This is a genomic window from Herbiconiux daphne, assembly GCF_024979295.1.
Taxonomy (GTDB): domain Bacteria; phylum Actinomycetota; class Actinomycetes; order Actinomycetales; family Microbacteriaceae; genus Herbiconiux; species Herbiconiux daphnes.
Window position 1 is genome coordinate 326,527 of sequence record NZ_JANLCJ010000002.1, and the last position, 18,792, is coordinate 345,318.

The following is an 18,792-nucleotide window of genomic DNA, read 5'->3' on the forward strand; positions in this document are numbered from 1 at the left end:
CTTAATACCTCGATCGTTATAATCGAACCATGCCGAGAGCGGGGTGGGTCAAGCCGGACGCCGATCATCGGCTCTCGGATCACCTCGCGTTCGCGATGCTGACGCGGGTGTATCCGCCGGATGTCGTCGATCAGGTCATCGCCGAAGCGGGTCGGCTGCAGCAACGCACCCGGCTCCTCCCCTCGCGCATCGTCGTCTACTACGTGCTGGGCCTCGCACTGTTCTCCCACTCGTCCTACGACGAGGTCATCCGCCTGCTCATCGCAGGCCAGTCCTGGTCGTCGGGCTGGTCGCAGTCGTGGCCGGTGCCCACCAAGGCCGCGCTCTACAAGGCGCGCCTCCGACTCGGCCACGAACCACTGCGGGTTCTGTTCGAGCGCGTCGCCAAGCCGATCGCCGACCCGGGAGGCGTTGCAGGCTTCTATCGCGGGCACCGGCTTCTGGGCCTCGACGACGTGCTGTTGCCGATACCCGCCACCCCCGCGAATCAGAACGAATTCGCCGGGTCGGCGCAGCGACCTGCCACCGACACACATGACGAGCAATCCGAACGCCCCTCGGTGCGCGTGCTCGGACTCACCGAACTCGGAACCGGCGCGATCATCGGCGCCTCGATCGAGGGAACCGATGCCGACGACAGCGACAGCAACCGCAGCGGCGACAACAACGGCAACGGTGACGACGACGGATCACCCGCCGCCACCCTGATCCCGGTGCTCGGCCCCGGTCAGCTGGTGCTCGGCGCCGCCGACGTCTACTCGCCCGAGCTCTGGGCGGCCGCCGCCGCCACCGGCGCCGAGCTGCTCTGGGAGCTCCCCGCGACCGAATCGTTCCCCGCCGGGGCTCGCCACCCCGACGGCTCCTTCGCTTCGCAGATCACGGTTGGCGCCGACCCCGCCCGATCCCCCAGCGGCACAGGCCGCGACATCCCTCGCCTCGTTCCGGGTGCCAACTCCCCCGACGCAGAAGCCCCCATCGGCCCAGGCACCGCACCAGGGCCAGACCGAGGCTCAGCCGACTCCAGCCCAGCCGACTCCAGCCCGGGCGCCGGAACCCGGATGCGCTCCGAACGCAACCTCCCAGTGCGCGTTCTCGAGTTCCCGGACGACGCCGGCCAGGGCCGACCGACCGACCCCGACCGTCGGCGCCGGTTCATCACCACCCTGCGCGACCCTGCGGCCGCGCCCGTCTCAGAGCTCGTCGGCCTGTTCACCCGCCGACGCAGCCTGGCTTCGGCCTTCGACGAGTTCCGGGCTCAGAGCACGAGCCCTCGGGTCGTGCTGCGCTCGAAGATGCCCGGCGGCGTGCGCCAGGAGATCTACGGCTACCTACTCGTGCACTACGCCATGCGCTGGATCATGAACGCTCCGGATGCGCACGGCCCGGCCGATCCTGACACCCAGGACCCCGACGGACAGAGCCCCGACGGACAGGCACCAGAAGCACAGGGCCCAGAAGCACCGGCGCCCGAGGCACAAGACCCCGAGGCACAGAGCCGCGACACCCCCCACCCGACCCCAGGCCCCGCCCCGTCCGCGACGGCGGCCACGACCACACGGCGCACCTCGCCACCCGGGTCCGATCCACGAATCGTGGCCTAGCCCCACGCTCCAGGACCATTAAGTAAACGATTATCGCGAATCGCTTGTCGTGGCAGATCCGCTGTGGTAGACCTCACTCGGTAGCTCCCGATCGGGGGGCGGTCCCTTCGGTGAAGAGCGACGAGGCTGCACGCCATACGCACACATCAAGCAGGGGGAGGCCGTCATGGCCACATCGATCCGGCGCGGAAAAAAGCGCATCACCATCGGCATCATCGCCGTTCTCACGCTCGCCGGGGCCGGGGCCGCGATCGCCTACTGGACGTCGACCGGCACCGGCACGGGGTCGGCGACGACCGGCGAGAGCGTGGCCTTCACGATCACGAGCGAAGACGCGGTCGGCACGATCGCCCCGGGCAACGCGGGTCAGACCGTCGAATTCACGGTCACCAACCCCGGTGAGGGGTCGCAGAACCTGACCGCCGTGACGGTCGAGCTGGCCGACGCCGACGGCGTGGCCTGGGTGCCGGCCGGCGACTGCCAGATCGCCGACTACACCGCGACGATCAGCACGCCTCCCGTCTACGGCCAGATCGCCGCCGGCGGGTCGGTCACCGGCACCGCGACCGTGACCCTCACGAACACGGCCGTCAACCAAGACGACTGCCAGGGTCAAGACGTGCCGCTGTACTTCGAGGCCTCCTAGCCTCACACCGAATGCCGCCGGGGGTCGCGCAACGCGTGCGGCCCCGGGCGCATCGGCCGGACTGTCTCATGCACAGCACCACCCGCACTCCCGTGACCCGCCCACGCCGCCGGGTCGTCCGCTCCGGTCTCGCGGTTCTCACCGCGACCGCCATCCTCACGAGCGTGGTTCTGGCGTCCACCTCCGCCTCGGCGCACTGGAGCGCCGGCGGCGTCGCATCCGGCGGTGCCACCACCGGCGTGCTCGCCCCGCCCACCGCCGTCTCGGCTCCCGCCACCGCGGTCGCCTCCGTGCCGGTCGCCTGGACCGCTTCGGTCGGCGACCCTGCCCCCGACGGCTACTTCGTCACGCGCAACGACGCAGCAGACCCGACCGTCAACGCTCCAGCCTGCGCGACCAGCCCGACCGTGCTGACCACCGGCACGTCGTGCACCGACACCGTTGCGCCCGGCCGCTACGCCTACCGGGTCACCGCGGTCTACCGCTCGTGGACCCGGCAGGGCTCCCCAAGTGGCACCGTACTCGTGACGGCGTCGTCTCTGCTCGGCGCGGCCCAGTCCTATTCGGTGCTGGCCGGAACCGCTGTGGTGAACACCTTGGCGACGACCCTCAGCGGCGACCTCGGCGTGAGTCCGGGCACGGCGGTCATCGGCTTCCCGCCCGGAACCGTCGGCGGCGACATCCATGCCGGCGACGCCCACGCACAGTCGGCGCAGCTCGCTCTCGCGACCGCTCTCACCGCCCTGTCGCAGCGTCCCGCGGATGCCGAGATCGTCGGCGATCTGGGCGGGCGCACCCTTCTTCCCGGCACCTATCACAGCACCGCCGCCCTAGCGCTCACCGGAACCCTCGTGCTCGACGCCGCCGGCGACCCCGACGCGATCTTCGTGTTCCAATCGGATGCCGCCTTCGATACGGCAGCGGCCAGCACCCTGGTGCTCGCCCGCGGTGCGCAGCCCGCCAACATCTACTGGGTCGTGACGGGCGCCGCCGGAACCGGCGCGAACTCCTTCCTCTCCGGCAACATCCTGGCGCGCGGCGCGATCACCCTCGGCGCATCGACCCAGCTCATCGGTCGCGCGCTGTCGCGTGACGCGGTGACCCTCGCGAGCAACACCGTGCGGTTCACCCTGGCCCTCCCGCCGTCGGTGATCATCACGGGCGGCCCCGTCGCCGTGACCCAGGACACCACGCCGACGATCTCGGGCACGACGAACGCCGCGGCGGGCAGCCTGGTCTCGGTGACGATCGGCGGCCAGGTGCTCCTCACGGCCGTCAGCGCAGTCGGCACCTGGAGCGTGACCGCCGCGGCGCTGCCCGCGGGCACCTACTCGGTGACGGCGAAAGTGCGCGATGCCGACGGCAACGGGGGCGCCGCGACACAGTCGCTCACCATCGAAGTCAATCCCCCACCGGTGCTGCTCGGGGCCGCGAACAGCTACTCGGTGCTCGCCGCCACAGCGGTGGTCAACACCGGAGGCACGGTGCTCAGCGGCGATCTGGGAATCTCGCCCGGCACCTCGGTCACCGGATTCCCGCCCGGCGTTCTCGCCGGCAGCATCCATGCCGGCGACGGCACAGCCAGCACCGCGCAACACGACCTGCTCGCCGCCCTCGCCGACGGCTCGTCACGAGCGCCGCACACCGAGATCGTCGGCGACCTCGGCGGCCGCACGCTGCACACGGGTGTGCACCACAGCATCGCCGCTCTCGCCATCACGGGCACTCTCACACTCGATGCGCAGGGCGATCCCGATGCGGTCTTCATCATGCAGACGGATGCCGCGTTCAACACCGCCGCCGCGAGCACCGTGATCCTCGCCGGCGGCGCCCGCGCGGCCAACGTGTTCTGGATCGTCACCGGCGCCGCCGGAACGGGCGCGAACTCATTCCTCGTGGGCAGCATCCTCGCGCGCGGAGCGATCACCCTCGGGGCATCAACGACCCTGGTAGGGCAGGCGCTGTCGCTCGGCACCGTGACACTCTCCACTGACAGCGTCACGGGGGCCGTGCCCGCGCCCGTCTCCCCGGCCGCCCGAGCGCTCGGCGGGCCCGAGCCCGCGGCCGCCGCCCAGGGAGCGACCCAAGGGGCGACTCCTGAGGGAGGCCCCGCGGGGTCGTCCGACCCTGCCGCTGGCGCTCAAGGTGATCCGGCGCCGTCGGAGCCCGCTGCCCCCGAGCCTGTCGAGCCAGACCCCGCCGCCCCCGAGCCGGTCGACCCTGGCCTCGTCGCACCGGACCCCGGCGCCCCGGAGCTCGGCGCCCCGGAGCCGACCGGGGTTTCTTCAGCGACGAGCCCACCCATTCCGGAGGCCCTGCCATGATCTGCGATCAGCTGCCCAACACCGGGCTCGGCACCGAGCGCAGCGTGGTGCTCGTCGTCGCGCTCGCCTGTATCGCAGCCGGGGTGTGCGCGACGCTCCTCCGGCATCGTGCCGCACGCTCGACGGCGACGGCGTCAGCGTCAGCGTCAGGGTCAGCAACGATGACGACAGCGTCAGCGACGATCGCCGTGCTCCTCGCGGTGCTGCTCGCGGGCACGGCGACAGTGCTCCTGCCGGCCCCGGCCGCTCAGGCCGCGGCATCCGGGTGCTCGGCCACGGACGCCGGGGTGCGCGTGCAGCAGACCAGCACCATGCTTCTGGCCCCGGGCCTCGCCCCGGTCGGCATCACCGGTCTCGTCACGAACACCGGCTCCGAGACGCAGCTCATCGTCGCCGTCGACGTCGAGATCGTGTCGGTCACGATGCAGCCGGGTTCCGCCGCCAGCACCTGCGACTCGAGCGACTACCTGTTGCTCGACTCCCGGATGCCGGTCGGCCGCACGATCGAGGCCGGGGCGTCGATCGCCTTCGCGGGAGCGTCGATCGGTTTCAGCGACAAGACCTCGGTGCAGGACGCCTGCCAGAGAGCAATCGTGAATCTGCTCTACACGGTGAACCCCCGTGGGCCGGCGAACCGTGTCGAGGTGGTGCGTTCGGCCGTCGAGCGGTAACGTCGTGCGAAGCGCCCCAGACCCCGGCGTCCCTGATCGAAGCACGCTGGACATCTCCGGCATTGACGTGGAGGGCGCCGATGGACGAGCAGCAATTCTGGGACACCGCACACGACGTCTTCGGCGCCGAGCTCGCCGGAGTCAGCATCCTCTGGCCGCTCCGGCAGATGAGAGTGCAGCTCGTCGACGGCACCCGCGTGCTGCTCGACGAGAACGGTCAGCGCATCGGCCGCGCGCTCCCGCCGCGCGACCGGTCATAACCGCGCGCGACCGCGCCCGATCCTGCTCAGCAGGTTCACCAACGCCAGCAGCCGGCGCGCGCCGCGTCGGCCGATCAGTCCGTCGCTCACGGTCGGCAGCATCCGGAAGTTCAGCTGAGCCACGACATCGCCCGCGACCATCTCGACCGGGGCCTCGCTGGGCGCGCCGATCGTCTTCACAGCCTGACGGGCGAGAAAACGGAACAGCAACCGCCCCGGCAGGGTCTGCTGCATGTCGCTGACCGCCGTATCGAGGGTGAACTCCCCCGGCCCCGCCGGCACGTTCCGCGGAACCGGATGCCCCAGCAACCGCTCGAACTCCGCGACCGGGAATCCCGCCCGCTTCGAAGGCGCCCGGTAGAAGCTCGACAGGTCGCCCGGCTCCCTCCCCTCGCTCCCGAGGGCGGGGAGATCGTCGCGATCTCCGTCATCGCCCGGCGCGCCCAGTTCGATCGTCGACCGCCACCGGATGTCGCGCGACGACCGCCCGACCCGGATCTCGAACCTGCCCGGCTCGAGCACCCATGCCCCGGCCGAGGTGTTCCAGAAGCTGAACGCCCGCCGATCGAGCTGGATCGACACCGTCTCACGCCCACCGGCGGCCAGTTCGACCTTCGCGAAGCCCTTCAACTCCTGCTGCGGCCGGAAGACGCTGGATTCGAGGTCGTGCACGTAGACCTGCACCACCTCCGCGCCTGCCCTCGTGCCGGTGTTCGAGACGACCAGACGCACCTCGACGTCGGCATCGCTCGAGCCGCCCACCCCTGACGAATCCGACCCCGAGACCGCGACATCCGACCAGTCGAACGTCGTGTACGACAGCCCGTGCCCGAACGGGAACGCCACCGCCTCCCCCGCGCTGTCGAAGTAGCGATACCCCACATACAGGCTCTCGCGGTATTCCACCGTGGCCGGCCCGTTCGGCAGCCACGACTCCGGATGATCGGCGTAACGCACCGGAAACGTCTCGGCCAGCCGCCCGCCGGGCTCCGCCTCGCCCAGCAGCACCTCGGCGAGCGCGCTCCCCCCGGCCTGACCCCCGAGGTAGGCCTCCACGACGGCCGGCACCGAATCGAGCCACGGCATCTCGACCGGCGACCCGTTCTGCAACACGACCACCGTCTCGGCGTTGACCGCGCGCACTGCCTCGACCAGCCGGTCGTGGGCCTCAGGCAACCGCAGGTGCTCGCGATCCACCCCCTCGGTCTCGAACACCTCGGGCAGCCCGATCACCACCACCGCGACATCCGCCTCGCGCGCCGCACTCTGCGCCTCGGCGATGAGCGCCGCCGTCGATTCGTTGTGCACCCGGTCATAGCCCGGGGCGTAGACGACTCGATCGATCCCGACGGCCTCGACGAGCGAATCGAGCAACGTGTCGAGCCGGGTCGGCACCACGTGCGAACTGCCCGCGCCCTGGAACCGGGGCTCCTTCGCGAACGCACCGATCACCGCGATGCGACCCGAGGGCCCGATCGGCAGCACGCCGTCATTCTTCAGCAGCACGGTGCCCGCCGCGGCCGCTCGACGCGCGAGCGCGTGGTGGGCGTCGAGATCGGGGGCATCGCCGGCCCCGGTCGCGCCCGCGTGCCGCCCCACGAGCTGCAGGATGCGCGCCGCCGATTCGTCGAGCGCCCGACGGGCAAGCGCCCCCGACCGAAGAGCCCGCCGCACGTATCGGTCGTCGCGCCGTCCGAGCCCCGGCATCGCCAGGTCGTTGCCGGCCGGCACCGATATCATGCGGTCCCAGGCGGCGCCCCAGTCCGAGACGACGACCCCGTCGAACCCCCACTCGCCCCGCAGGATGTCGCGAAGCAGACGACTGTTCTCGGTGCAGTGCTCGCCGTTCAGCCTGTTGTAGGCCGCCATCACCGTCGCCGGCCGCTCGTCGATCACCACCCGCTCGAAACACGCGAGATAAAGCTCCCGGAGCGCCCGCTTGTCGACCACGGCATCGACGCCGTAACGCCGGCGCTCGGTGTTGTTGGCCGCGAAGTGCTTGAGCGACGCCCCCACGCCCGTGCTCTGCACGCCACGCACCCAGGCGGCACCCATGCGCGCCGACACGAGCGGATCTTCGGAGAAGTACTCGAAATCACGCCCACCCACCGGCGTGCGCTTGAGGTTGACACCCGGCCCGAGCAGCACCGCGATGCCGTGCGCCGCCGACTCGCGCCCGAGCGCCTCGCCGACCAGACGCACGAGCTCGGGGTCCCAGGTCGACCCGAGCGCCGCCGCCGTCGGAAAACAGGTGGCCGGATGCGAGTCGAACATCGACATGCCGGCGCCGTCGTGCGGCTTCCGCACCCCGTGCGGGCCGTCGCCGAGCCTGATCGCGGGAATCCCGAGGCGGTCGACGGCCGTGGTGGTCCACGCATCCGCCCCCGCCGTGAGCGACACCTTCTCGGCGTCGGTCAACCGCCCGACGAGAGCGCGCGCCTGAGCCTTGGTCGTGTCGTCCATCTGGCTCCATGGTAGAGGGCCGACGGATGCCGCGAACGAGTGCGCCTCTGTCGCCACCGCGCCCGGCTCTGCCAGACTTGCAGCACTCGCACTCCCGCTTCCACTCCCCCGACCTCGACCGAAGGACGACGCCGTGACCGCCAGCGCCCCGCTCCCCTCCGACTCGCTCGCCGCCGCTTCGCTGCCGTCGGTCTCGATCGTCATCCCGGCCTACAACGAGGAGGCCGGCATCCGGCACTGCCTCGTCGCCGCGATCGAGCAGACCGTGCCCGCGAAAGAGATCATCGTCGTCGACAACAAGTCGACCGACGGCACGCGTGCTGCGGTCGAGGCGATGCAGGCCGCGTTCCCCGAGGCGAACATCCGGCTCGTCATCCAAGACGCCGAGCAGGGCATCACGCCCACCCGCAACGCCGGGTTCAACGCGGCCACCGGCACCGTGATCGGGCGCATCGACGCCGACACCGCGCTGTCGCCCGACTGGGTGGAGCAGGTGCAGAAGGCGTTCTCGACCGGCGAGTTCGTGGCCGCGAGCGGCCCGGTGGAGTACTACGACATGCCGATGCGTGCTTTCGGGCATCACGCCGACGACACCTTCCGCAAGATCCAGGTGAAGCTGGCCGGCAAGTACGTCTTCCTTTTCGGCACGAACATGGCCATCACCAAAGAGGCCTGGCTCGCGGTGCGCGACGACGTGTGCCCCGACCGCGAAGACCTGATGCACGAAGACCTCGACCTGGCCGTGCACCTCGCGCTCAAGGGGCTCAAGGTCGGCTATGTGTCGGCGATGGTGGTGGGCATGTCGGCTCGCCGGCTCGACTCGTCGCCCAAGGACTACCTCTACTACGTCGAGCGCTTCGAACGCACCTATGCCAAGCACGGCATCCACGACATCCGGTTGCTGGCGCCGATGGCGGTCTTCCTCGGCATCTATCCGGCGCTGCACGCCGAGCGCCGGCTGCACGAGCACCACACGGCCCAGAGCTGGGGCGGGGTGCCGAAGCCGGCGGCGGCCGACTAGGCCGAGCAGAGCGGGAAACGGTTCGGCGCGCGAGACGGCGTCCGGCCGGAGGGGGCTGACCGAGTCGTCCGCTGGGCGGCACGCCTGAGCGGCGCCCGGCCCCGGGCCGCCTAGACTCTCGTCATGCCCGTTTCAGCGCTGATCGGGCAGGTCGACGCCCCCGACCTGCAGATCGCGACCTTCAACATCCGTCGCCGGATGCCGCCGACCCTGCCGCGCACAGCCGACCAGTGGTCGGCGCGCACCCCGGCCATCGCCGCGTTCCTCAGCACCGAGCGCCCGCACGTGCTGGGCACCCAGGAGGTGCTACCCGGTCAGGACCGCTTCATCCGCGCCGCGCTCGGCGAAGACTACCGCCGGGTGGGGCACGGCCGCGACGCCGACGGCCAGGGTGAGGGTTGCCCGCTCTACTACGACGGCACCCGGCTCGAGCTGCTCAGCTGGCACCAGTCGGCGCTCTCCGACACCCCCGAGTCGCCCGGGTCGCACTCGTGGGGCAACATGACCCCTCGCGTGCTCGTCGGCGCGGTGCTGCGCGACCGCGTGACGGAGGCCCGCTTCCTCGCGATCAACACCCACTTCGACAACGTGTCGCGACGCTCCCGCGTGCTCTCGGCGAGAACGATCCGTCAGCTGGTGGCCGAGCAGTCGCTGCCGGCCGTGATGACGGGCGACCTCAACAGCGGCGAGGGCACTGCACCGCTCGTCGAACTCTTCGCCGACGGCACGCTCACGGATGCCTGGAGCATCGCTCGTGACCGCCTCACGCCCGAGTGGGGAACGTTTCCCGACTACGCGGCGCCTCGCCTGGGCCGAAAGCGCATCGACTGGGTCGCGGTGACACCCGACATCGAGGTGCGCCGGGCCGCCATCGACACCCGCCGCCCTGGCGGGGTGTGGGCATCCGATCACCTGCCGGTGCAGGCGGTCGTGCGCCTGCCGTCGGCCGAGCCGTCAGTCGCGCCGCACGACGTCTAGTGCGTGCTGCAGGTCGGCCGGGTAGTGGCTCTCGAACGACACGTATTCGCGCGTCTCGGGGTGCACGAACCCGAGTCGCATCGCGTGCAGCCACTGCCTCGTGAGCCCCAACCGCGCGGAGAGCTGCGGATCGGCGCCGTACATCGCATCGCCGACACACGGATGCCGCTGGGCCGCCATGTGCACCCGGATCTGATGGGTGCGCCCGGTCTCGAGGTGGATCTCCAGCAGGGTCGCCGCCCGGAACGCCTCGAGCGTCTCGTAATGCGTCACCGAGGGCTTTCCGCCGGCGGTGACCGCGAACTTCCAGTCCGACTTCGGATGCCGCCCGATCGGAGCATCGATCGTGCCGGCGAACGGGTCGGGGTGCCCCTGCACGAGCGCGTGATAGATCTTGTCGACCTCGCGGTCGTGGAAGGCCCGCTTCAGCCAGGTGTAGGCGCTCTCGGTCTTCGCCACGACCGTCAGACCGCTGGTGCCGGCATCCAGCCGGTGCACGATGCCGGCGCGTTCGGCGGCGCCACTCGTGGCGATGCGGTAGCCGGCGCCTGCCAGGGCTCCGAGCACCGTGGGGCCGTCCCAGCCGACCGACGGATGCGCGGCCACGCCGACGGGCTTGTCGACCACGATGATGCTGTCGTCGTCGTAGACCACGTCGAGCTCGGCCACCACCACCGGGATGATGCGGGGCTCTTCGCGAGGCGACCACTCGACCGAGAGCCAGGTGTCGCTGCGCAGCTTGTCGGACTTGCCGACTGGGCGCCCGTCGACCGTCACCCCGCCTGCGTCGACCACCTCGGCCGCGAACGTGCGCGAGAAGCCGAGCAGTTTGGCGATGCCCGCGTCGACCCGCGAGCCGTCGAGCCCATCGGGAACCGGCAGCGTGCGTGATTCCACGTCGTCAGCCCTGCGCGCGGTTGTCGCGGGTGGGCTCGACCGGGTCGGCCGCGTGATCGGACGCGTGCTCGACTGCGCCGTCGGCCGGAGCCTCCTCGACCTCGCCGTCGGCCGGCGCCGGGGCGGGATCGACGTGGCGCTTCCCGTCGAGGCCGATGCCCCGGATGGTCAGCACGAGGAAGAGCACCATGGCCGCGGTGATCGACACGTCGGCCAGGTTGAAGATGGCCGGCAGCAGCGGGATGGTGAGGAAGTCGATCACGTGGCCGACGCCGAAGCCCGGTTCGCGGAACAGTCGGTCGATCAGGTTGCCGATCGTGCCGCCGAGCAGCAGCCCGAACACGGTGGCCCAGGCGAACGACCGGATGCGGCGCGAGAACCAGATGATGAAGACGGTGACGGCCGTGGCCAGGATCGAGAAGATCCAGGTGTACGCGTTTCCGATCGAGAAGGCGGCGCCGGAGTTCTTCACAAAGTGAAATTGGATGAGGTCGCCCACGACGGGGACGACCTCACCCAATTCAAGGTTCTGCACGACCAGAAGCTTGGTGATCTGATCGATGGCGATCGACGCAGCTGCGACGACCACCAGGACGATCAGGACCCGGGGACGGACTCTCGAGCGCTCGCTATCCGCCAAAGCCGCTGAAGCTGGACGACGGGCTCTTCTCGTTGTCGACCGACGAGGAGGTCAGGTCTTTGAGCTGGTCTTCGATGTAGGTCTTGAGACCCGCACGGTAGTCCTTCTCGAAGGTGCGCAGTTCGTCGATGCGGTGCTCGATGCCGGCCTTCTCTTGGTTGAGACGGGCGAGCTCGTTGCGCTGCTTCGTCTCCGCCTCGGCGATGATGCGTGCCGCGGTGGCGTGACCCTCGGCGATGAGGGCATCGCGCTTCTCGGCACCTTCTTTGACGTGCTCATCGTGGAGACGACGGGCCAGCTGCAGCAGGTTCGTGGTCGAACCCGTCTCGTCGTCGACGTCGTTGACGGGAGCAGGAGCGGCGGCGACGGGCTCGGCGACAGGAGCGGGCGCAGGCACCTCGACGACCTCTTCGACGACGGCAGCGGTCTCGACCGGCGCAGCGGCTGCGGGGGCGGAGCCACCGGCGGCGAGCTGAGCCTTGAGCTCCTCGTTCTCCTGAGTCAGACGGCGAAGCTCCACGACCACCTCGTCGAGGAAGTCATCCACCTCGTCCTGGTCATAACCTTCGCGGAACTTGGTCTGAGAAAATCTCTTGTTAACAACATCTTCCGGAGTTAACGCCATGGTTTTCCACCCTTATTGCTTTGACAGACAGTGATAACGCGTTGCTAACCGTAGCAACATTCCCGACAAACGTCCCGTGAACGGAACGAACTCGTGCGGAGCCGTGGTCCCAGGATACATGCGCGGGGTGTGCGCGCCTCAAAAAGTCAGCCCGCCCGGAGGAATCCTGCCACCGAGAGCGCCACGATGACGAGCAGCATGACGATGCTCCAGCCGAAATCGAGTGCGATGGGCCCCACGCGGAGGGGCGGGATGATCCGGCGGAAGAACTTGATGGGCGGGTCGGTGACCGTGTAGGTCACCTCGGCCAGCACGAGCAGTGCTCCGGACGGCCGCCAGTCGCGACGGACCGTCCGGACGAGGTCGAGGATGAACCGACCCCACATCAGGAAGAAGTAAAGGAGCAGAGCGAAATAGACGACGGTCGCGATGATGACGACGAGGGAACCCACTCAGTAATTATGACGGAACAAAAATTACGACTGGACGAAGAACGAGGATTCCGCTCTCGCCTCGTTGCCGGTCTCGCCCGACACGGAGACGTGCGAGGGCGAGAGCAGGAAGACCTTGCTGGTGACTCGCTCGATCTTTCCGTAGAGCCCCTGCGAGAGGCCGCCGGCGAAGTCGATCAGGCGGCGCGCATCGGCATCCGTCATCTGCGACAGATTGATGATGACCGGGATGCCCTCGCGGAAGTTCTCGGCGATGACCTGAGCGTCTTTGTACTGCTTCGGGTGGACGGTGAGGATCTCATTCATTTCAGCAGGAGCCACATTCTTGACGGGCGCGGACTTGCGGAGCGGGGTCACCGGCGCACGGTTGGACGCCTGCGGCTGCGCGGGCGCCGCTTGGGGGTGAGGGTGGGGCACCGGCGCGACGGGAGCCGCGGGGGCCTCGTATTCGAGTTCTTCATCGGCGAGACCCAGATAAACCATGGTCTTGCGGAGCGGGTTGGCCATGCGAACCTCCGGTAGCAGTTACTTTTCCTAATCCAGAGATTAATCGCGCGGCGGTCGATTTCCCGTGATTGCCGTGCCGATGCGCAGGTGTGTCGCGCCTTCGGCGATGGCCTCACGGAAGTCGTGGCTCATGCCGGCCGAGATGGCCGTCGCCGACGGCACCACCGACGAGACGACCTCGCCGATGCCGCGGAGCCGCGCGAACGCGGGCCGCGGATCTTCGCCGAGCGGCGCCACGGCCATCACGCCGAGCAGCCGCAGACCGGATGCCGCGGCGGCGCTCTCGGCGAGGGCCCGAGCGTCCTCGGGCCGGGCTCCCCCGCGCGCGGGGTCGTCGGTGAGGTTGAACTGCAGGAACACGTCGACGGGTGGGGTCACCTCGGCCAGCTGGTCGACCAGGGCGACCCGGTCGATCGAGTGGATGACGCTCGCGTACTCGCGCACCTGCCGCGCCTTCTTCGACTGCAGCTGGCCGACGAAGTGCCAGCGCAGGTCGAGGTCGTCGAGTTCTGCCGCCTTCTCGCGCGCATCTTGGTGCCGGTTCTCACCGAAATCACGGAGGCCGAGGGCATGCAGCTCGCGCACGAGCGACACCGGATGGAACTTCGTGATCGCGATGAGCGTGATCTCGTCGGACGTGCGGCCGGCCGCGTGCGCGGCATCCGACACCTGGTCGGAGATCCACGCCACGCGGTCGGCGAGCGTCGCGTCTGCGCCGGCTGAACTGAGGCCCGGTGCGTCGGTCACAACGAGGCGTGCGTTACTTCAGGAAGTCGGGAACGTCGAGATCGGCGTCGTCGTCTTCTGACGCGGGGTCGAGCGCGACCGCGCCCGTGAGGCCGAGGTCGCTCGTGGGTGCCGACCAGGTCTGCGGCGCGGGAGCGGCTGCCGGTTCTTCGGCGGGCTCGGCCCGCTGATCACGGCGCAGGGTCGTGGTGGGCTGCGCAGCGCGGGCGAACGGGTCGCTGTCGTCGTTGGCGGCGTAGCTGCCGCGACGCGACTCGGCCGGGGTGTTGGCGTTGGGCTCGCCGCCGTCGAATCCGGCGGCGATGACGGTGACCCGCACCTCGTCGCCGAGGGTGTCGTCGATCACCGCACCGAAGATGATGTTCGCCTCGGGGTGCACGGCGTCTTGCACGAGCTTGGCGGCATCGTTGATCTCGAAGATGCCGAGGTTGGAACCACCCTGGATCGAGAGCAGCACACCGTGCGCCCCGTCGATCGAGGCTTCGAGCAACGGGCTCGCGACGGCGAGCTCGGCCGCCTTGATGGCACGGTCGGCACCCCGCGAGGAGCCGATGCCCATGAGCGCGGAACCGGCGCCCTGCATGACCGACTTGACGTCGGCGAAGTCGAGGTTGATGAGGCCGGGGGTGGTGATGAGGTCGGTGATGCCCTGCACACCGGCGAGCAGCACCTGGTCGGCGGTGGAGAACGCCTCGAGCATGCTGATGCCGCGGTCGCTGATCTCGAGCAGCCGGTCGTTCGGCACCACGATGAGGGTGTCGACCTCGTTCTTCAGGGTGGCCACGCCGTCTTCGGCCTGGGCCGCGCGGCGCTTGCCCTCGAAGCCGAAGGGCTTCGTGACGACACCGATCGTCAGCGCGCCGATCGATTTCGCGATGCGGGCCACGACCGGTGCACCACCGGTTCCGGTGCCGCCGCCCTCACCCGCGGTGACGAACACCATGTCGGCGCCCGCGAGCGCCTCTTCGATCTCTTCGGCGTGGTCTTCGGCGGCGCGACGGCCCACCTCGGGGTCGGCGCCGGCGCCGAGCCCTCGGGTGATCTCACGACCCACGTCGAGCTTCACGTCGGCGTCGCTCATCAGCAACGCCTGCGCGTCGGTGTTGATGGCGATGAATTCGACTCCGCGAAGACCGAGCTCGATCATGCGGTTCACGGCGTTCACGCCGCCGCCGCCGATGCCGACGACCTTGATTACGGCTAGGTAGTTCTGGTTTGACGTCACGTCCGGCCTCCGCTGAAACCTCGTAGGGTGCAACCTTAAAGTTCTAGTTGAAAGTTAAAGTTATTCCGAGTATGTATTTCCTAGGAATGAACCTAGGTGACGATCAGTTGGCCGCCCCGGATAGCGCGCCGCGTGTCGCGATCCGGCACCCCAGGTCGGTGGCCGAGACCGCTCCGACTCACCGCGGATAGAGCCAGACGCCGACGAAGACGAGCAGCGAGACCCACGCACCCGCCGCGGCAGCCAGGCCGACGCGCTTCCGCGTCGGAGTAGGCGGCCAGAGGTAGGGCAGCGAGAAGGCCACGGTGACGAACGCGGCGGCCGACGCCAGCACGAGAACTCGGGCCATGTCGCCGATGAGCACCCAGCCCACCACGATCCACACGGCGATCGCCGAGGTGGCAGCGCCGTAGACCAGCCGCATCCGCCGCACCCGAGCCCGGCGGGTGGCGGCCGAGCGTCGATCCTCCGCGGCGAACGCCGGCGGCGGCGAGGCGTGCGGCGACGGCGACGACGACGACGACGACCCTGATCCACTCATGACCGTGAGAACCTATCATGACCATGAGGATTTCTCAGCCGACGTACCGCCGGTCAGCGCACCACGGGGCTCTGCGGGCTCGACACGTCGTACTCGACCGGCAGCGAGGGGTCCTGCGTCGCGATCAGGCGCTGCAGGATGCGCGCCTTCAGCTCGGAGTCCTCGGCACTGCCCCAGACCACCCGCTGGCCGGCGCCGGTGAAGACCATGGTGACGCTGTCGGGAGTGGTGCCGCTGATGCGATCGACCTGCGCGATCAGGTCGTCGGGCAACGACATCAGCACGGCCGCAGCCGCCTCGAAACCGGGGCTGCCGATCTCGGTGCCGGTGAGGTCGAGCACGGGGAACCCGGCGATGCGGTCGGCCTGCTGCTGCACGGTCACCCCGGCCGCGTCGATGAGGTTGAATCCCGAGTCGGTCTGCACCTGGGCGACCGGGCGTCGCTCGACCACCCTGATCGCCAGGGTGTCGGGCGGCCGGGCCTCGACCGAATACGACTCGATCAACGGGAACTGGGCGAGATCGCTCTCGATGGCTCCGTAGTCGACCAGGGCGAGCGGTCGGCCGAGCTGGTCGTCGAGCGCGCCGGTGACGGCGACGGAGTCGAGACGGCTGGTGCCCTCGATCGCCACGGTGCGCACGGCGAGCAGGGGGGAATAGGCGGCGAGCAGCACCACCACCACGAGGGCGGCGACGGCTGCGCCGGCCGTCAGCCACGCGATGCGGCGCCGGCGCGAGCGCTGGGTGAACCGGCGGGCCTCGGCGCGCTCGTAGCGCCGGCGCTCACGGGTCGCCCGGCGCAGCTGCCTGCGCGCGTCGGCATTCGGGGCCTTCGAGGGCGATGACGTGGCCGAGTGCGATGATCCGGTCGATGTCGACGTCGATGTCGACGTGCTCGTGCCTCGCGACCCCGCTCCCCCGCCGGGCCTCGGCACCGCGGCCGCGCCGGGTGCGCTCGAGGGCACCCTGGGCGAACCGGAGGTCGAGCGGCCGATGGCGCCGGTCGATCCGGCCGAGCTCTTCGCTGTTCCCCGGGCTCCGGATGCCGCCGCCGCGGTCTTGGGGCCACCGGAGCTGCTCGCTCCCGCCCCCGCCCTCCCCGAAGACGTCATGCCATTCTTCGGGCGGGAACCTCGAGGCAATGGATCGATCGGCGTGGTCTTGGCCTCGCGCAGCGACGCGCCCGCCGCGGAGGAACCGTCGCGCGGGCCGCGAACGTCGGCGCTGCGATCATCAGCGCTGCGATCATTGGCGCTGCGATCATCGGCGCCGGAACCGTCCGCACCGCGATCGCCACGGCCACCGTCACGGCCGCGGCGGGCCGAGGAGTCCCGCACGGCGGCGAGCAGGGATTCCGACCCCTTCGAGCCGAGGTTCTCGGAGCTGTCGCGGCCGCTACCTCGAGGCGACCTGCCGCGGGCGGAGCCGGCCGACGGAGCGCCGGCGCCCGACCCGGCCGGCGCCGACGGCGCCACGCTCGACGGACTCGCCGATCGCGACGGGCCCGACGGCACCGACGGACGGGGAGGCACAGCCTGACGCGAAGGCTCGGTCTGACTCGCCGGCTGACTCGCCGGCACAGCCGGGCTCGTGGGCACCGACGGGCGCCGCCGGCCCTTCGAGCGGGCCGCGGGCTGCGGGTCGGGCTCGGGAGCCGGCGCAGGCGGCGGCGTCAGGCCCGGCGGCCGCTTCACTCTCCTCCAGTGCCCGACGAGACGGGCTCGGCCGACGCGGCGCCGGAATCGGCCGACGGCCCGGCGACCCGCTCGAGCGACTCGAGCAACTGCGGAACCAGGAGGTTGACGTCGCCGCAGCCGAGCGTCACGACGAAGTCGCCCGGCTCGGCGTACGAGGCCATGAAGTCGGCCGCGCGCTGCCAGTCGTCGATGTAGACCACGTGGTCGGGATCGGCGAAGCGCTCCGAGACGAGCGCGCCGGTCACTCCGGGCACCGGGTCTTCGCGGGCGCCGCAGACGTCGAGCACGATGGTGAAGTCGGCGGTGCGCTCGAGCGTCTCGGCGAACTCGCCGGCCATCAGCTGCGTGCGGCTGTAGAGGTGCGGCTGATGCACCGCGATGATGCGGCCCTCCCCCACGACCGTGCGGGCGGCGGTGAGGGCGGCGTCGACCTCGGTCGGGTGGTGCGCGTAGTCGTCGTAGACGCTGACCCCGCCCACCGTGCCGTGCAGTTCGAAACGGCGGCCCGTGCCACCGAAGGCGCCCACGGCCTCGATCGCGGCATCCGGAGCAAAACCGAGCCCGACGAGCACGGCGACGGCACCGGCCGCGTTGATGGCGTTGTGACGGCCCGGCACGCGTAGCCGGCCCGGGTAGCTGACGCCCTGGTGCTCGATCGCGTAGCTCACGGGGCCGGAGGTCTCGATGGAGTGCACGCGGAAGTCGGCATCCGGTGCCTCACCGAAGGTGAACACGCGCTCGTGCTCGAGGCGCGACGACACGCGCAGCGCCCCGGCGTCGTCGGACGAGATCACGACGAACTCCGTGCTCGCCTCGGCGAACCGCACGAACGCGTCTTCGACGGCCTCGACCGAGCCGTAGTGGTCGAGGTGATCGGGGTCGACGTTCGTGATGAGGGCGACGGCGGTGTCGTAGAGCAGGAACGATCCGTCGCTCTCATCGGCCTCGACCACGAAGATCTCGCCGTCGCCGAGAGCCGAGCTCGTGCCGAGTTCGGAGATGACGCCGCCGTTGACGAAGCTGGGCTCCTGGTCGAGCTCGAGCAGCGCCGTGACGATCATGCCCGTCGACGTGGTCTTGCCGTGCGCCCCGGCCACGGCCACGAGCCGCTGCCGGTTCACCAGCCAGGCCAGGGCCTGCGACCGGTGCAGAATGGTGAGCCCGCGCTCTTGGGCGAGCAGGTATTCGGGGTTGTCGGGCCACAGCGCGCTCGTCACCACGAGGGTGTCGGCCGACCCGACGTTGGCGGCGTCATGCCCCACCGCGACGGGGATGCCGAGGGCGCGCAGCTTTCCGGCGGTCTTCGAGTCGTTGCGGTCGGAGCCCGTGACGGTGACACCGGATGCCGCGAAAAGACGCGCGATGCCGCTCATGCCCGATCCGCCGATGCCCACGAAGTGCACGGCGCCCAGGTCGTCGGGAATCTCGATGTCGAGGTCTGGCTTGATCACGGGTTGCTGCTCTTTCGTCGGTGTTCGGGATGCGCGGGGCGGCCGG

The 18,792-nt window shown here is 70.1% G+C and carries 18 protein-coding genes; 7 read left to right on the forward strand and 11 right to left on the reverse strand.

Features of this window, described 5'->3' with window-relative positions; genetic code table 11:
• The first annotated feature begins 29 nt into the window (after positions 1-29).
• From N1032_RS28385 to N1032_RS07105, 5 genes are all read left to right on the forward strand, one after another.
• Entirely contained in the window at positions 30-1,601 is a 1,572-nt protein-coding gene (locus N1032_RS28385) for a transposase domain-containing protein (protein WP_407933011.1), read from the forward strand.
• A 166-nt stretch (positions 1,602-1,767) separates the two neighbouring features.
• The gene (locus tag N1032_RS07090) at positions 1,768-2,247 is read left to right on the forward strand and encodes a hypothetical protein (protein ID WP_259538318.1); all 480 of its coding nucleotides are present in this window, start codon (positions 1,768-1,770) and stop codon (positions 2,245-2,247) included.
• Between the two features lie 68 nt (positions 2,248-2,315).
• Entirely contained in the window at positions 2,316-4,571 is a 2,256-nt protein-coding gene (locus tag N1032_RS07095) for an ice-binding family protein (protein ID WP_259538319.1), read from the forward strand.
• Positions 4,568-5,242: a hypothetical protein gene (locus tag N1032_RS07100; protein WP_259538320.1), complete on the forward strand. Its 675-nt coding sequence runs from the start codon at positions 4,568-4,570 to the stop codon at positions 5,240-5,242. Before N1032_RS07095 ends, N1032_RS07100 begins: the two co-directional genes overlap by 4 nt.
• Positions 5,243-5,322: 80 nt before the next feature.
• Positions 5,323-5,502, forward strand: a complete 180-nt coding sequence (locus N1032_RS07105; protein ID WP_259538321.1) for a hypothetical protein — start codon at positions 5,323-5,325, stop codon at positions 5,500-5,502.
• Here the strand turns inward: N1032_RS07105 and N1032_RS07110 are convergent.
• Positions 5,497-8,022 (reverse strand): glycoside hydrolase family 3 C-terminal domain-containing protein, encoded by a 2,526-nt coding sequence (locus N1032_RS07110; protein WP_259538322.1) that lies wholly within the window; start codon positions 8,020-8,022, stop codon positions 5,497-5,499. The two genes, N1032_RS07105 and N1032_RS07110, sit on opposite strands and share 6 nt — an antisense overlap.
• A 76-nt stretch (positions 8,023-8,098) precedes the next feature.
• Between N1032_RS07110 and N1032_RS07115 the strand changes: the two genes are divergently transcribed.
• Together N1032_RS07115 and N1032_RS07120 are read left to right on the forward strand one after the other, a co-directional pair.
• On the forward strand, positions 8,099-8,986 hold the full coding sequence (locus N1032_RS07115) for a glycosyltransferase (protein ID WP_259538323.1): 888 nt from the start codon (positions 8,099-8,101) through the stop codon (positions 8,984-8,986).
• A 123-nt stretch (positions 8,987-9,109) separates the two neighbouring features.
• Positions 9,110-9,964 carry an endonuclease/exonuclease/phosphatase family protein gene (locus N1032_RS07120; RefSeq protein ID WP_259538324.1) on the forward strand — a complete coding sequence of 285 codons (855 nt, stop codon included), beginning with the start codon at positions 9,110-9,112 and terminating at the stop codon, positions 9,962-9,964.
• Here N1032_RS07120 and N1032_RS07125 read toward each other — a convergent pair.
• From N1032_RS07125 to murC, 10 genes are all read right to left on the reverse strand, one after another.
• Positions 9,941-10,861 carry an RluA family pseudouridine synthase gene (locus tag N1032_RS07125; RefSeq protein WP_259538325.1) on the reverse strand — a complete coding sequence of 307 codons (921 nt, stop codon included), beginning with the start codon at positions 10,859-10,861 and terminating at the stop codon, positions 9,941-9,943. The genes N1032_RS07120 and N1032_RS07125 overlap by 24 nt on opposite strands.
• Positions 10,862-10,865: 4 nt before the next feature.
• Positions 10,866-11,450: a signal peptidase II gene (lspA, locus tag N1032_RS07130; RefSeq protein ID WP_259538326.1), complete on the reverse strand. Its 585-nt coding sequence runs from the start codon at positions 11,448-11,450 to the stop codon at positions 10,866-10,868.
• A 40-nt stretch (positions 11,451-11,490) separates the two neighbouring features.
• A complete protein-coding gene (locus N1032_RS07135; RefSeq protein WP_259538327.1) occupies positions 11,491-12,126 on the reverse strand; it encodes a DivIVA domain-containing protein in 636 nt (211 codons plus the stop codon).
• Positions 12,127-12,272: 146 nt separating this feature from the next.
• Positions 12,273-12,578, reverse strand: coding sequence for a YggT family protein (locus N1032_RS07140; RefSeq protein ID WP_259538328.1), 306 nt, complete (start codon positions 12,576-12,578; stop codon positions 12,273-12,275).
• 24 nt (positions 12,579-12,602) lie between these two features.
• Positions 12,603-13,085, reverse strand: coding sequence for a cell division protein SepF (locus tag N1032_RS07145; protein WP_259538329.1), 483 nt, complete (start codon positions 13,083-13,085; stop codon positions 12,603-12,605).
• 39 nt (positions 13,086-13,124) lie between these two features.
• On the reverse strand, positions 13,125-13,832 hold the full coding sequence (locus N1032_RS07150; RefSeq protein WP_259538330.1) for a YggS family pyridoxal phosphate-dependent enzyme: 708 nt from the start codon (positions 13,830-13,832) through the stop codon (positions 13,125-13,127).
• Between the two features lie 13 nt (positions 13,833-13,845).
• Complete coding sequence (gene ftsZ, locus N1032_RS07155; protein ID WP_259538331.1) at positions 13,846-15,057, reverse strand: cell division protein FtsZ; 1,212 nt, start codon at positions 15,055-15,057, stop codon at positions 13,846-13,848.
• A 178-nt stretch (positions 15,058-15,235) separates the two neighbouring features.
• Positions 15,236-15,598 (reverse strand): hypothetical protein, encoded by a 363-nt coding sequence (locus N1032_RS07160; RefSeq protein ID WP_259538332.1) that lies wholly within the window; start codon positions 15,596-15,598, stop codon positions 15,236-15,238.
• Between the two features lie 53 nt (positions 15,599-15,651).
• The gene (locus N1032_RS07165; RefSeq protein WP_259538333.1) at positions 15,652-17,292 is read right to left on the reverse strand and encodes an FtsQ-type POTRA domain-containing protein; all 1,641 of its coding nucleotides are present in this window, start codon (positions 17,290-17,292) and stop codon (positions 15,652-15,654) included.
• Complete coding sequence (gene murC / locus N1032_RS07170; RefSeq protein WP_259538334.1) at positions 17,289-18,746, reverse strand: UDP-N-acetylmuramate--L-alanine ligase; 1,458 nt, start codon at positions 18,744-18,746, stop codon at positions 17,289-17,291. The genes N1032_RS07165 and murC overlap by 4 nt, the downstream gene beginning before the upstream one ends.
• Positions 18,747-18,792 lie beyond the last annotated feature (46 nt).

What these genes read in the sequence shown, in the direction of transcription:
- N1032_RS07100 (WP_259538320.1), top strand. Translation starts at nt 4,568, where the DNA reads ATGATCTGCGATCAGCTGCCCAACACCGGGCTCGGCACCGAGCGCAGC.
- N1032_RS07145 (WP_259538329.1), bottom strand. Translation starts at nt 13,085, where the DNA reads ATGGCCAACCCGCTCCGCAAGACCATGGTTTATCTGGGTCTCGCCGAT.
- N1032_RS07120 (WP_259538324.1), top strand. Translation starts at nt 9,110, where the DNA reads ATGCCCGTTTCAGCGCTGATCGGGCAGGTCGACGCCCCCGACCTGCAG.
- N1032_RS07095 (WP_259538319.1), top strand. Translation starts at nt 2,316, where the DNA reads ATGCACAGCACCACCCGCACTCCCGTGACCCGCCCACGCCGCCGGGTC.
- N1032_RS07090 (WP_259538318.1), top strand. Translation starts at nt 1,768, where the DNA reads ATGGCCACATCGATCCGGCGCGGAAAAAAGCGCATCACCATCGGCATC.
- N1032_RS07105 (WP_259538321.1), top strand. Translation starts at nt 5,323, where the DNA reads ATGGACGAGCAGCAATTCTGGGACACCGCACACGACGTCTTCGGCGCC.
- N1032_RS07135 (WP_259538327.1), bottom strand. Translation starts at nt 12,126, where the DNA reads ATGGCGTTAACTCCGGAAGATGTTGTTAACAAGAGATTTTCTCAGACC.
- N1032_RS07160 (WP_259538332.1), bottom strand. Translation starts at nt 15,598, where the DNA reads ATGAGTGGATCAGGGTCGTCGTCGTCGTCGTCGCCGTCGCCGCACGCC.
- N1032_RS28385 (WP_407933011.1), top strand. Translation starts at nt 30, where the DNA reads ATGCCGAGAGCGGGGTGGGTCAAGCCGGACGCCGATCATCGGCTCTCG.